Source organism: Streptomyces sp. NPDC017056 (assembly GCF_044332485.1).
Classification (GTDB): domain Bacteria; phylum Actinomycetota; class Actinomycetes; order Streptomycetales; family Streptomycetaceae; genus Streptomyces.
Genome location: NZ_JBIRPD010000008.1, coordinates 83,496 through 99,020, shown reverse-complemented (window position 1 = coordinate 99,020; position 15,525 = coordinate 83,496). Strand labels below are relative to the sequence as shown.

Annotated in this window: 2 protein-coding genes (1 of these 2 cut by a window edge); both read left to right on the top strand. The window is 75.7% G+C overall.

The features are described from left to right. On the top strand, positions 1 to 8,413 hold the final stretch of the coding sequence (locus ACH4OW_RS16540) for a non-ribosomal peptide synthase/polyketide synthase (protein ID WP_398028345.1). It extends 14,465 nt beyond the left edge of the window; the window shows 8,413 of its 22,878 coding nt (coding positions 14,466-22,878); its start codon lies beyond the left edge, outside the window; it ends in the stop codon at positions 8,411 to 8,413. Continuing rightward, a complete protein-coding gene (locus ACH4OW_RS16535; RefSeq protein WP_398028343.1) occupies positions 8,410 to 15,525 on the top strand; it encodes an amino acid adenylation domain-containing protein in 7,116 nt (2,371 codons plus the stop codon). Before ACH4OW_RS16540 ends, ACH4OW_RS16535 begins: the two co-directional genes overlap by 4 nt.

Here is a 15,525-nt window from a genome sequence, read left to right as displayed (position 1 = left end):
CACCTCCGCCCTGGTCGGGGACCTGCCGGAGACGGACACCCACTGGCTCACGCTCGACGGCGACGAGGCGCGGCGCGAAACCGGGGAACAGCCGGAGCACGACGTGACGGACGCCGAGCGCACCGCGCCGCTGCTGCCGGAGCACCCCGCGTACGTCATCCACACCTCCGGCTCCACCGGCACACCCAAGGGCGTGCTCGTCGAACACCGCGCGCTCGCGGCCTACCTGGCGTTCGCCCGCGAGGCGTACCCCGGCACCGCGGGCACCGCCCTGCTGCACTCGCCCGTCTCCTTCGACCTCACCGTCACCGCGCTGTACGCGCCGCTCACCGCGGGCGGCCGGGTGCTGGTCGGCGACCTCTCCGCCGACGCGCCCGCCCCGGGCCCGTACACCTTCCTCAAGGTGACGCCCAGCCACCTCGCGCTGCTCGGCGCCGCCCCGCCCGGCCCCGGGACGGCGGTCGCGGACCTCGTCGCGGGCGGCGAAGCGCTCACCGGCGAACAGCTCGCGCCCTGGCGGCGGGCCCAGCCGCAGGCCGCCGTGGTCAACGAGTACGGGCCGACCGAGACCACCGTGGGCTGTGTCGCCCTGCGGCTGCCGCCGGGCGCCGCGCCCGGCGACGGCCCGCTGCCGATCGGGCGGCCGGTGCCCGGCACCCGGGCGTACGTGCTCGACGAGCGGCTGCGGCCGGTACCGCCCGGCGTGACGGGCGAGCTGTACCTGGCCGGCGCGCAGCTCGCGCGCGGCTACCTGAACCGTCCCGCGCTGACCGCCGAGCGGTTCACGGCCGACCCGTTCGGCGGGCCCGGCGGGCGCATGTACCGCACCGGCGACCTGGCCCGGTGGTCCGCCGCGGGCGAACTGCACTTCGCCGGCCGCGCCGACGAGCAGGTCAAGGTGCGGGGCCACCGCATCGAGCCGGGCGAGATCGAGGCCGCCCTGCTGCGCCACCCGGCCGTCACCCTGGCCGCCGTCGTCGCACGCGAGGACCGGACGTCCGGTACGCAACTGGTGGCCTACGTCGTCCCGGAGGACGGCGAGCGGCACGGCGACGCGGCGGCACGGGACCAGCTCGACGAGTGGCAGCAGGTCTACGACTCCCTGTACGGGGGCGCGGACCACGAAACCCCGGAACCCGCCCCGTTCGGCGCCGACTTCAGGGGCTGGACCAGCAGTTACGACGGGCAGCTCCTGCCGGTCGAGCAGATGCGCCGGTGGCGGGACGCCACGGTCGACCGCATCCGCGAGCTGCGCCCGCGCCGGGTGCTGGAGATCGGCGTGGGCAGCGGACTGCTGCTCTCCCGGCTCGCCACCGGCTGCGAGACCTACTGGGGCACCGACATCGCCGCCGACGCCATCGGCCGGCTGCGGTCCCAGGTGGCCGCACGTCCCGACCTGGCCGGGCGGGTGGAGCTGCGCGTACAGGCCGCCGCCGAAGCGGACGGCCTGCCGGCCGGCTCCTTCGACACCGTCGTGATCAACTCGGTCGCCCAGTACTTCCCGGACGCCGGCTACCTCACCGACGTGCTCGGCACGGCGCTGGACCTGCTCGTCCCCGGCGGCGCCGTCTTCCTTGGCGACGTGCGCGACCTGCGGCTGCTGCGCTGCCTGCACACGGCGGCGCAACTGCGCCGCGCCACGCCGTCCGCCGACCCCGCCGCCGTCCGCCGCGCCGTGGAACAGGCCGTCCTGCTGGAGAAGGAACTCCTGCTCGACCCCGCGTTCTTCACCGCGCTCGCGGCGCGGCACCCGGACATCGCCGGCGTCGACCTGCGGGTCAAGCGCGGCGCGTACGTCAACGAGCTGAACCGCTACCGGTACGACGTCGTCCTGCACAAGCGCCCCACCGCCGGGCTCCGGGACCTGACGGACGCGCCGGAACTGCGCTGGGGCCACGACGTGTCCGGGCCCGACGACCTCGCCCGGCGCCTCACCGCGGAGCGCGTGCCCGCGCTGCGGGTGACCGGCGTACCCGACGAACGGCTGGCGGGCGAAGCCGCTGCCGGGCGGGCCCTGGACGAGGGACGGCCGTTGGCCGACGCACTCGCCCTCCTCGGCCCCGCCGGACAGCCGACGGCGCCGGACCTCGGCCCGGACGCCCTCCACGAGCTGGGCGAACGCGCTGGCTACCAGGTCGCGGTCACCCGCTCCGGCGACGACGCAGAACTCCTCGACGTGCTCTTCACCGACCCGGCGGCGACCGCCCTCGACGGCGTACACCGCCCGGCGGCAGCCGCCCTGGCCGAGCCGTCACGAGCGCTCGCCAACGACCCGGCGGCCTCCCGGCGGCGCGGTGAACTGGTCGCCTCGCTCACCGCGTCGCTGCGCGAGGAACTGCCCGCGTACATGGTGCCGGCCGCCGTGCTGGTCCTCGCGGAGCTCCCGCTGACCGGCAACGGGAAGCTGGACCGGGCGGCGCTGCCCGCCCCCTACCTCGGCTCCGTCGAGGGCTCGCGCCGGCCGTCGACCCCGCGCGAGCGGATGCTGTGCGACCTGTACGCGCAGGTGCTGGGCGTGGCGGCGGTCGGCGTCGACGACAGCTTCTTCCACCTCGGCGGACACTCGCTGCTGGCGACCCGGCTCATCAGCCGGATCCGTACAGTCCTGGGGGCCGAACTGCCCGTCCGCGCCCTCTTCGAGACGCCCACGGTCGCCGGGCTGGCCGCACGGCTGGACGACGAGGACACCCGGGGCGCGGCGCGGCCCGCGCTGCGGCCGGTGCCCCGGCCCGAGACGGTGCCGCTGTCGTTCGCCCAGCAGCGGCTGTGGTTCCTGCACCGGCTGGAGGGCCCGAACGCCACCTACAACATGCCGATCGCCCTGCGCCTGCGCGGCGCGGTGGACCGTGCGGCGCTGCGCGCAGCGCTCGCGGACGTGGCGGCCCGGCACGAGAGCCTGCGCACCGTCTTGCCGGTGACGGACGGAGTGCCCCGCCAACTCGTCCTCGACGCGGACGGCGCCCGCCCCGAACTGCTCGTACGGCACACCGACGGGGCCGGGCTGCACGAGGCCGTCCGGGCGGCGGCCCGCTACCCCTTCGACCTCGCGGCCGACCTGCCGCTGCGGGCCGAACTGTTCGTCCTGGGCGAGCGGGAACACCTGCTGGTGCTGGTGGTGCACCACATCGCCGGCGACGGCTGGTCGATGGCCCCGCTGGCGAGGGACCTGGCCACCGCCTACGCCGCGCGGTCACGGGGCCGGGCGCCGTCGTGGACGCCGCTGACCGTCCAGTACACGGACTACACGCTGTGGCAGCGCGCGCTGCTGGGCGACGAGACCGACCCGGAGAGCCTGTTCGCCCGGCAGGTGGCGTACTGGACCGAGAACCTGGCGGACCTGCCCCAGGAACTCGCGCTCCCCGTGGACCGCCCCCGGCCCGCCGTGGCCACCTACCGCGGCGAGATGCTCGGCTTCGACCTGAGCCCCGAACTGCACCGCCGGCTGGCGGACCTGGCCCGGAACACCGGAGCCAGCCTGCACATGGTGCTGCACGCCGGCCTCGCCGCCCTGCTCACCCGGCTCGGCGCGGGCACCGACCTGCCGATCGGCAGCGGCGTGGCCGGGCGCCACGACGAGGCGCTCGACGACGCGGTCGGCCTCTTCGTCAACACGCTCGTGATGCGCACCGACACCTCCGGCGACCCGTCGTTCGGCGAACTGCTCCGGCGCGTACGGGAGACGGCCCTGAACGCCTACTCCCACCAGGACGTGCCCTTCGAGCACCTGGTGGAGGTGCTCAACCCGGTCCGCTCCCCGAACCGGCACCCGCTCTTCCAGGTGGCGCTGGTGTTGCAGAACACCCCGGAAGCCGGGCTGGCGATGCCCGGCGTCGAGGTGACACCCGAGCCGGCGGCCTCGGGGACCTCGCGGTTCGACCTGTTCTTCAGCGTCACCGAACGCGGCCCTTCGGGGGGCGTACGCGGGACGCTGGAGTACAGCACCGACCTGTTCGACCGGCGGACGGTCCGGACGCTGGTGGAGCGGTGGACACGGTTGCTGGAGGCGGTCACCGCCGACCCGGCGCGCCCCATCGGCGAGGCCGATGTCCTCACCCCCGCCGAACACGCCCGCACACAGGGCGCCGACGGCCAGCGGGTGCCGCCCGCCACCGTGCCCGAGCTGTTCGAACGCCAGGTGGCCCGGCACCCGGGCGCCCCCGCGGTGCAGTCCGCGTCCGGCACGCTGACGTACCAGGAGCTGAACATCCGGGCCGACCGCCTGGCCCACCTGCTGTCGTCCCGCGGCATCGGCCCCGGGCACATCGTGGCCCTGGCGTTCCCCCGCGGCGCCGACCTGGTCGTGGCGGTCCTCGCGACGCTCAAGGCGGGGGCGGCCTACCTTCCCCTCGACACCGGCTACCCGGCCGAACGCCTGGCCTTCATGCTCGACGACGCCCGCCCGTCGCTGCTGCTGACGGGCGACGCCGGCCTGGAGGTGCCTGGCTCCGACGGCCTGCCCAGGCTGGACCTGGACGACCTCGACGGGCATGGGGCCCGGGGCGTGCGCGCCCGGCCGCCGGTGCCTGCCGACCCCGCCTACGTGATCTACACCTCCGGCTCGACCGGCGTGCCCAAGGGCGTACTCGTCACCCACTCGGGAGCGGCCGCCCTGGCGGCGTCGCAGATCGACGCCTTCGGAGCCGGGCCGGGCAGCCGGGTCCTGCAGTTCGCCTCGCCCAGCTTCGACGCGGCGTTCTGGGAGCTGTGCATGGCGCTGCTGACCGGCGCCGCCCTGGTGGTGGCGCCGGCCGAACGGCTCCTGCCGGGACCCGACCTCGCCGCCGTGCTGGCCGAGCACGACGTGACGCACCTGACCGTGCCGCCCGTGGCGCTGGGCGTCATGACACCCGGTCAGCTCGCACCGGTCGGCTGCCTGGTGGTCGCGGGAGAGCACTGCCCGCCGCAGACGGTGGCGGCCTTCGCCCCCGGCCGGCGCATGGTCAACGCCTACGGGCCGACCGAGTCGACGGTCTGCGGCACCATGAGCCGGCCGCTGACCGGGGACGAAGCCGTCGCACCCATCGGCACGCCCGTCACCGGCACCCGCGCCTACGTCCTGGACGCGGCGCTGCGCCCGGTGCCGACCGGCGTGGCGGGCGAGCTGTACCTGGCGGGCGCGGGACTGGCCCGCGGCTACCTGGGGCGCCCCGGCCCGACCGCCGAGCGGTTCACCGCCGACCCGTTCGGCGCGCCGGGCACCCGGATGTACCGCACCGGCGACCTCGCGCGGTGGAACGCCGAAGGCGGGCTGGAATTCGCCGGGCGGACCGACGACCAGGTCAAGGTCAGGGGCCACCGGGTCGAACTCGGCGAGGTCGAGGCCGCGATGGCCGCCCACCCCGAGGTGGCGCAGGCCGTCGCGGCGGTCCGCGACGACGGCCCCGGCGGGACCCGCCTGCTCGGGTACGTGGTCCCGGCGGCGGACGGCCCGGAGGCCGCGCAGGCCGCCGGCGGCGCCCCGGAACGGGTCCTCGGCGAGTGGCGGCAGCTCTACGACACCCTGTACGGCACGACGCAGACCGCCCCGTTCGGCGAGGACTTCACCGGGTGGAACAGCACCTACGACGGGGAGCCCCTGCCCGCCGGCGAGATGCGGCAGTGGCGGGACGCCACCGTCGCGCGCATCCGGGAACTGCGGCCCCGGCGGGTGCTGGAGATAGGCGTCGGCCGCGGCCTGCTCCTGTCGCGGCTCGCCGGGGAGTGCGAGGCGTACTGGGGCACCGACCTGTCGGCGGCCGTGATCGAGGCGCTGACGGCCCAGGTCGCCGGAGAACCCGGGATCGCTTCCCGGGTGGTGCTCAGGGCCCAGCCGGCGGACGACCCCACCGGGCTGCCGGAAGGTTTCTTCGACACCGTCGTGCTCAACTCGGTGGCCCAGTACTTCCCCGGCGCCGCCTACCTGACCGACGTGGTAGGCGCCGCGCTGCGGCTGCTGGCACCGGGCGGCGCCCTGTTCCTCGGCGACATCCGCAACCTGCGGCTGCTGCCGGCCCTGCGGGCGGCCACCGGTGCCACCGCACCCGAGCGGGAACTGCTGGTCGACCCGGACTTCTTCCCGGCACTGGGCGCCACCGTCCCCGAGATCGCCGCCGTCGACGTACGCCTCAAGCGCGGGGCGTACCACAACGAGCTGTCCCGGTACCGCTACGACGTCGTCCTGCACCGCACGCCGCTTGCCGCACAGGCCCGGTCGTTCGCCGACGCACCCGCGCTGCCCTGGCGCCCGGACCTGGGCGGGGCGGAGGGAATCGCCGCGCTGCTGGCGGAGCGCCGGCCGGACCGGCTGCGCCTCACCGGCATCCCCAACGCGCGGCTGGCGGGCGAGGCCGCCGCCGGGCACACCGTGACCGTGGACCCCGAGACGCTGTGCGCGCTGGGGGAGGGGCTGGGATTCTGGACGGCCGTCACCTGGTCGGGCACCGCGGGCGACGACTGCTTCGACGCCCTGTTCGCCGCCCAGGACGACGGTGCCCCGGTCACCGGGGTGTACGTGCCGGCGGCCGACCGCTCCGCGCCGCCGTCCTTCACCAACGACCCGGCGGCCGCCGCGCCGTCGGCGGCCCTGGGCTCCTCGGTACGCGCCTGGCTGCGCCGGCGGCTGCCGGAGTACCTGGTGCCCGCGGCGGTCGTCACGCTCGACGCACTGCCGCTGACTCCGAACGGCAAGGCCGACCGTAAGGCGCTGCCCGCGCCGGAGACGGCCGGGGCCACTGCGGGCCGCCCTCCGGCGACCGCTCGGGAACGGCTGCTGTGCGACATCTTCGCGGACGTGCTCGGCCGCCCGTCCGTCGGCGCCGACGACGACTTCTTCGAACTCGGCGGCGACAGCATCGTCTCCATCCAGGTGGTCAGCCGGGCCCGCGCCGCCGGGCTGGCGATCGGCCCGCAGGACGTGTTCCGGCACAAGACCGTCGCGGCGCTGGCCGCGGCCGCCGGGACGCACGACGCGGCGGCCACCGCCACGGAGGCGCCGCAGGCGGGCATCGGCGTGGTGCCGCTGACCCCGGCCCTGCACGAGCTGCGTGAGCACCACGCCGGCCCCGGCACCGGGTACGAGGCGATGACCGTACCGATCCCGGCCGGGCTCGGCGCCGAAGCGCTGGAAGCCGCCCTCCAAGCGGTCCTCGACCACCACGACGCGCTGCGGATGCGGCTGGCCCCCGGCGGGCCCGCGGAGGCGGACGGACCGCGGTGGCTGCTCGAAGTGACGCCGCCCGGCACCGTACGGGCCGCGGACCACCTGCGCAGCACCGAGGCCGCACCGCACGAAGCCGCCGTCGCCGAGGAGGAACGGGCCGCCGCGGCCCGCCTGGCGCCGGAGTCCGGGGTGCTGTTCCAAGCGGTCCGCTTCGACGCCCGGCCCGGCCTGCTGCTCCTCGTGCTGCACCGCCTCGTCGCCGACCCGCAGTCCTGGCGCGTCCTGCTGCGGGACGTCACGGACGCCTGCGAGGCCGCCGCCGAGGGACGGCGCCCGCAACTCGCGCCGGTCGGCACGTCGTTCCGGCGCTGGGCCCAGCACCTGCGCACCCAGGCACAAGATCCCCGGCGGGCCGCGGAACTGCCCCGGTGGACCGGCATCCTCGCCGGGCCCGGCCGCCCGGACGAGGGCCCGGGCGACCCCGCGGCGCGGGAGGAAGGGGACGGCGCGCTGACGACCGTCCTGTCCGCCGAGCGCTCAGGGCAGGTGCTCACCGACGTGCCGGCGGCCTTCCACGCCGACGCCGAGGACGTACTGCTGACCGCGTTTGCGCTGGCGGTCGCCGACTGGCAGCGCCGCGGCGGCGCCGCCGACGGCACCGTGCTCGCCGACGTACGGCGCCCGGGCCGCACACCCATCGGCGAGGGCATCGACCTGTCCCGCACCGTGGGCCGCTGCACAGCCACCCACCCGGTCCGGCTGGACCTGGGCGACCCGGACGGGGAAGCGCTGCGGGAGGACGGCGGGCACGCCGCCGCGACGGCCCTCAAACGGGTCAAGGAGGAGCTGCGGTCCCTGCCGGACGGCGGCCTGGGCCACGGCCTGCTGCGCCACCTCAACCCCGCCACCGCCCCCGAACTGGCGGCCCTGCCCACCCCCCGGTTCGCCTTCCACTACCTCGGACGGCTGCCGCAGGTCCCGTCCGGCCAGGACACGGCCGGCGAGCCGCCGCGGTACTGGGCAGAGGTGGACGTCACCGCCGTGGACGGCCCCGGCGGACCGCGGCTGGCCGCGACCTGGCGCCGCGCGCGCTCGCCCCTGACCGGCCGCGACCTGAACGACCTGGCCGCCGCCTGGGCCCGCGCGCTGGAGGCCCTGGCCGCCCACGCCGCCCGGCCCGACGCCGGCGGCCGCACCCCGTCCGACGTACCACTGGTCCGGCTCAGCCAGGACAAGTTGGAACAGCTCGAAGCCGCATGGAGGCGATCACAATGACGCAGGCGGGGCCGCAGGGAGAACTGGAGGACATCCTCCCCCTCGCACCACTCCAGGAAGGGCTGCTGTTCCACGCGCTGTACGACACGGCGGCCCTCGACGTCTACACCTTGCAGAGCGCCTACGACCTGGACGGCGACCTCGACGCGGCGGCACTCCGCGACGCCGCGCGCACCCTGCTGCGGCGGCACGCCGCCCTGCGCGCCGGCTTCTGGCACGAGGGCCTGGACGAGCCGGTGCAGGTCGTGCCGAGCGAGGCCGCCCCGGCCTGGCACCAGGCCGACCTCACCGGGACCCCCGCCGCAGACCGGGAGGCGGAGGCGGAGCGGATCGCGGCCGAGGACCGGCTCCGCCGCTTCGACCCGGCCCGCCCGCCCCTGCTGCGCTTCACGCTCCTGCGGCTCGGCCCGGCACGGCACCGGTTCGTCATCACCGCCCACCACTTGGTGCTGGACGGATGGTCCGTACAACTGCTGCTGGGCGAGCTGTTCCAGCTGTACGTACGCGGCGGCCGGGAGGACGGGATGCCTCCCGTGGCCCGGTACCGCGACTACCTGGCCTGGCTGGCCGGACAGGACCGGGCCGAAGCCGAAGACGTGTGGCGCCGGGTCCTCAAGGGCGTCGAGGAGCCCACCCGCGTCGCACCCGCTGACCCGTCCCGGGAGCCGGCACTGCCCGGCCAGGTCCTGCGCGACCTGCCGGACGGCCTCACCGCGGCGCTGGACGCCCTGGCCCGCCGCGAGGGGCTGACCCTGAGCACGGTCTTCCTGGGCGCCTGGGCGGTCGTCCTCGGCCGGCTGACCGGCAAGGACGACGTGGTCTTCGGCACCACCGTCTCCGGGCGCCCGCCCCAGGTGCCCGGCGTCGAGCGGATGATCGGCCTGTTCGCCAACACCCTTCCGGTACGGGTACGCCTCGACCCCGAGCAGCCGCTGACCGGGATGCTGGCCGGGCTCCAGGAAGCGCAGACGCGCCTGCTGGCCTGCCAGCACGTGGGCCTCTCCGGCATCCAGCGCACGCTGGGCTCCGGCGAACTGTTCGACACGGTGACCGTGTTCGAGAACCTCCCCGCCGGCGAGAGCGAACTCGCCGCCACCGCGCACGGCAGCGGACTGCGGGTGACGGCGAACCGGAGCCACGGCGTCACCCACTACCCGCTCAACTTCATGGTGATGCCCGGCGGACCGCTGCGCCTGCGCCTGGACCACCAGACCGACCTGTTCGACCGGGAGGCCGCCGAAGCGATCATGGCGCGGGTGGTCCGGGTCCTGGAGACCCTGGCAGCGGACCCCGGCCGGCGGATCGGCGCGCTGGAGATCCTGGCCCCCGCCGAGCGGGCCAGGGTGCTGGAGGAGTGGAACGGCACGGCCGGCGAACCGCCGTCCGAGCTGGTGCCGCAGGCGTTCGCGGCCCGGGCGGCGCGGACCCCGGACGCGGTGGCCGTCGTCTGCGGCCGGGTGTCCTGGACGTACGCCGGACTGGACGCGCGCGCGGAGCGCCTCGCGCGGCGCCTGGCCGCCCGGGGTGCCGGGCCCGGCGTCCCGGTGGGGCTGTGCGTGCGCCGGTCGGCGGAGCTGATCGCCGCCGTGCTGGCCATCTGGAAGGCCGGCGGGGTGTGCGTACCGCTGGACCCCGGATATCCGGCGGAGCGGCTGGCGTTCATGCTGGCCGACGCGGCCGTGCCCCTGGTGCTCACCGAACGGGACCTGGCCGGGCGCCTCGGGGAGGACCGGGCGGCGTCCGTGGTGCTGCTGGACGACGACGACCCGTCCGAAACCGGTGCCTTCCGTACCCCGCCCCTGCACGGCGACCAAGCGGCGTACGTCGTCTACACCTCCGGATCGACGGGCGTGCCCAAAGGCGTGGTCGTCACGCACCTGGGCCTGGCGAACCTGTACGCCGACCACCGGGACCGGGTGTTCGACCCGGCGGCCGACGCGGTGGCCGCGTCGGCCGGACGGCGGCTGCGCGTGGCCCACACGGCGTCGGCGTCGTTCGACGCCTCCATGGGGCAGTTGGCCGGCCTCGTCGCCGGTCACGAACTGCACGTCGTGGACGAGGACACCCGCCGCGACGCCACCGCGCTCCTGACGTACGTACGGGAGCGGCACATCGACTACCTGGGCATCGCCCCCTCGCTGATGCGGGAGCTGACCGCGCTCGGGCTGATGGACGGCCCCGGTCACCGGCCGGCGGTGATCCTTCTCGGCGCGGAGGCCGTCGACGCGGCGCTGTGGAAGACGCTGCGGGACCACCCGGACACCGAGGTGCACAACTACTACGGGCCGAGCGAGTGCACGGTGGACGTCGTCGGCGCCCGGGTGCGCGACAGCGCACAGCCCGTCATCGGGCGGCCGGTCGCCAACACGCGGGCCTACGTGCTCGACGCGCGGCTGCGCCCGGTGCCGCCCGGCGTGGTGGGCGAGCTCTACGTGTCCGGCATCCAGCTCGCCCGCGGCTACCTGGCCCGGCCCGGCCTGACCGCCGCACGCTTCGTCGCCGACCCGTTCGGCGGGCCGGGGACGCGGATGTACCGCACCGGGGACCTCGCCCGCTGGACGGCCGGCGGACAGCTGGCCTTCGCCGGACGGGCGGACGACCAGGTCAAGCTGCGCGGCTACCGGGTCGAACCCGGGGAGATCGAGACGGTGCTCGCCCGGCACGCCACCGTCGCGCACGCGGCCGCCGCCGTTCGCGAGGACCGGCCGGGCGACCAGCGCCTGACCGCCTACGTGGTGCCCGCGCCCGGCACCCGGGTGCACCCGGAGGAACTCCGCGAGTTCTGCGCCGGGACGCTGCCGGAGTTCATGGTGCCCGCCCTGGTCGTCGTGCTCGACGCCCTGCCGATGACCCCGAGCGGCAAGCTGGACCGCCGCGCCCTGCCGGCCCCCGGCGCGCGCACCACCGTCGGCCGGGAGCCGCGCGACCCGGTCGAGGACATCCTGTGCGGCCTGTTCGCCGAGGTCCTCGGCGTGGACCGGGTCGGCGTCGACGACGGCTTCTTCGCCCTCGGCGGCCACTCCCTGCTCGCGACCCGGCTGGTCTCGCGCGTCCGCGCGGCCCTCGGCGCCGAACTCGCGGTACGAGACGTCTTCGAGGCGCCGACCGCCGCCGGGCTCGCGGCCCGGCTCGCCGCGCCGCGCGAGGACGCCCGGCGGCGGCCGCCGCTGCGGCGAGCGGGCGAGCGCCCGGCGGCGCTGCCGCTGTCTTTCGCCCAGCGGCGCCTGTGGTTCCTGCACCAGCTGGAGGGGCACGCGCCGACGTACCACATGCCGTTCGCGCTGCGCCTGACCGGCGGGCTCGACGTCGCGGCCCTGCGCGCCGCACTGAACGACGTGGTGGCCCGGCACGAGGTCCTGCGCACCGTGTACCCGGACACCGGGGGCACCCCGCGCCAGCACGTCCTGGAACCCGCCGAAGCGCCCGCGCCGCTGCCCGTGCGGACGGTCGCCGAGGACGGGCTCGCGGCGGCCCTCGCGGACGCCTACGCGCGCCCCTTCGACCTCACCGGCGAACCGCCGCTGCGCGCCGAACTGTTCCAACTCGGCCCCGACGAGCACGTCCTGCTGCTCGTGCTCCACCACATAGCGGGCGACGGCCGGTCCAACCACCCGCTCGCCCGCGACCTGTCCGCCGCCTACGCGGCCCGCCGTACGGGCGAGGCCCCGGCCTGGGTGCCACTGCCGGTCCAGTACGCCGACTACACCCTGTGGCAACGGGACTTCCTCGGCGAGGAGAGCGACCCGGACAGCGCGCTCTCCCGCCAGGTGGCGTACTGGCGGGAAGCACTCGACGGCCTGCCGGACGAGCTGGAGCTGCGGCGGGACCGGCCCCGGCCCGAGGTGTCGGGACACCGCGGCGCGACGGTGCCGCTGCGCGTCGGCCCCGGCACCCACGCCCGGCTCACCGGGCTGGCACGGGCGAACGGCGCGAGCCTGTTCATGGTCGTCCAAGCGGCCCTCGCGGTGCTCCTGACCCGCGAGGGCGCGGGCACCGACATCCCGATCGGCACGCCGGTCGCGGGGCGCACCGACGACGGCCTGGACGACCTCGTCGGCTGCTTCGTCAACACACTGGTGTTACGCACCGACACCGGGGGCAACCCGCCTTTCACGGACCTGCTCGACCGGGTCCGCCGCACCGGCCTGGCCGCGTACAGCCACCAGGACGTGCCCTTCGAGCACCTGGTGGAGGTGCTCAAGCCGGCCCGCTCGGCGGCCAGGCACCCGCTGTTCCAGGTGTTGCTGTCCTTCCATCATGCCGGGGACCTGCCCGTGGAGCTGCCCGGCCTGCACGTCAGGGCCGAGGAGACGCGGTCGCAGTCGGCCAAGTTCGACCTGCTGTTCCGGCTGGCCGAGCGGAACACCACCGACGGCGGTCCCGGCGGCCTCGAAGGCGGTGTCGAGTACAGCACCGACCTGTTCGACCGCGGCACGGTGGAGGGCCTGGCCACCCGCTTCGAGCGGCTGCTCGACGCCGTCGCCGCCGACCCCGGCCGGCGGATCTGGCGGTTCGGCATCCTGTCCCCGGCCGAGCGGGAGTCGGTCCTGTCGGGGTGGAACGCCACCGCGCGGTCGCTGCCCCCGGTCACGCTGCCGGAGTTGTTCGAGGCTCAGGCGGCCCGGACGCCGGATGCGGTGGCCGTGGTCGCCGAGGGCGAGGCTCTGTCGTACGGGGAGCTGGACGCGTGGGCGAACCGGCTGGCGCACGCACTGACCGAGCGGGGTGCGGGTCCGGAGCGGGTCGTGGCCGTCGTGCTGCCGCGTTCGGTGGAGCTGGTGGTGGCGCTGCTGGCGGTGCTCAAGAGCGGCGCGGCCTACCTGCCCGTCGACCCCGGCCACCCTGCCGAGCGCACCCGGGCGATGCTGGACGAGGCCCGGCCGGTGTGCGTCCTGGACGATCCGGAGGGCGTACGGAACCCCCAGCCGGAGACGGCGGGCGTCGCGCGTACCGTACCGTTCACCCCGTCGCACCCGGCCTACGTGCTCTACACCTCCGGCTCCACCGGTACCCCCAAGGGCGTCGTCGTCCCGCACGCCGCGGTCGTCAACCGGCTCCTCGGCCTACAGGAAGAGTTCGGTCTCGAACCCTCCGACAGCTGCCTCTACAAGGCGCCCGCCGCCTTCGACGCGTCGGTGTGGGAGCTGTTCTGGCCCCTGAGCACCGGCGCACGCGTCGTCGTCGCCGCCCCCGAGGGCCACCGGGACCCGGCGTACCTGGCCGCGCTGATCCGCGAACACGCGGTGACCACCGTGCACTTCGTGCCCTCGATGCTGCGGGCCTTCCTGGACGAGCCCGGCGCCGCCGGGTGCACGAGCCTGCGGCGCGTCCAGACCGGCGGCGAGGCGCTGCCGGCGGAGCTGCGCGACCGCGCCACAAGCCTCCTCGGCGCGCACCTGAACCACCTGTACGGACCGACGGAAACCACCATCCACGCCACGACCTGGTCCTGCGGGCGGCACCCGGCCACCGCCCAGGACACCACCGCCCGCCCGGTGCCCATCGGCCGGCCCGTCCGCAACACCCGCGCCTACGTACTGGACGCGGGTCTCGGGCCGGTGCCTCCGGGGGCGACCGGGGAGCTGTACGTGGCCGGTGTCCAGCTCGCGCGCGGCTATCTGGCGCGGCCCGGTCTGACGGCGGAACGATTCGTCGCCTGCCCCTTCGGTGCGCCGGGGGAGCGGATGTACCGCACCGGCGACCTCGCCCGGTGGACCAGGGACGGTGTGCTGGAGTTCGCCGGCCGTACGGACGACCAGGTCAAACTGCGCGGCTTCCGTATCGAACTCGGCGAGGTCGAAGCCGTACTGTCCCGGCACGACGCCGTCGCCCAGGCCGCCGTCGTCCTCCGCGAGGACCGGCCCGGCGACCAGCGGCTGGTGGCGTACGCAGCACCCGCGCCCGGAACCGCACCGCACCCCGCCGACCTGCGACGCCATGCCGCGCAGCTACTGCCGGAGTACATGGTGCCCGCCGTGGTGGTGGTACTGGCCGCCCTGCCCCTGACCGGCAGCGGCAAGCTGGACCGGCGCGCCCTGCCGGAGCCGGGCCCGCTGTCCGCGGTGGCCAAGCGGCCCGCCCGCACCCCCGAGGAGGAGGTGCTCTGCGGCCTGTTCGCCGAGGTCCTCGGCCTCGCGGGAACCGGGATCGACGACGACTTCTTCGACCTCGGCGGAGACTCGCTGGCGGCCATCCGGCTGGTCCGCCGCATCCGGGAGGCGGCGGACGTCGAGCTGTCGGTCAGCGACCTGTTCGCGGCGCCCACGGTCAGCCGCCTGATAGACCGGCTGCGCCTGGGCGTCCGGGGCGACGCCTTCGACGTCCTGCTTCCGCTGCGCGGCTCCGGCGCGCTGGAACCGCTGTTCTGCGTCCACCCCGCCGGCGGCCTGAGCTGGTGCTACACCGGACTGCTGCGCCACCTGGGACCGGGCCGGCCCGTGTACGGACTCCAGGCCCGCGGTCTTGCCCGGACCGAGGCATACCCGACGGCCATGGACGAACTGGTCACCGACTACGTCCGGCAGATCCGCTCGGTCCGGCCCGCCGGCCCGTACCACCTGCTGGGCTGGTCCTTCGGCGGCCTCGCGGCCCACGCGGTCGCGGTCCGCCTCCAGGCCGAGGGCGAGAAGGTCGCCTCCCTCACCCTGCTCGACTCCTACCCCCGCGACCCCGAGGTCCCGGCCGCGCCCGTGGAGGAGCGGGAGATCCTGACGACGCTGCTCGACTTCGCGGGCCACGGCGAGGACGCCACCGGCGCCGAAGAACTGCGCATCGAGGACGTCATGGAGATCCTGCGGCGTGGCGGCGGCCCCCTGGCGGACATCGGGGAACGCCATGTCGCGGCTTTGGCCGAGGTCTTCGCCAACAGCAGGGAGCTGGCGGCGGCGCATGCGCCTGGCCGCTTCGACGGCGACATCCTGCACTTCACCGCGACCGCAGGACGCCCCGACGAAGCACCCACGGCGGCCGCATGGGAGCCCTTCGCCACCGGGCGCGTACACCGGTACGCCGTCGACTGCACCCACCACGACATGTGCCGGTCCGAGCCGCTGGCCGACATCGGCCGGGTGCTCGCCGAGCGGCTGGAGGACCCGGGCGAGCCCGCCCGGTAG

Coding starts and splice junctions, on each gene's coding strand:
- ACH4OW_RS16535 (WP_398028343.1), top strand. CDS start 8,410: ATGACGCAGGCGGGGCCGCAGGGAGAACTGGAGGACATCCTCCCCCTC.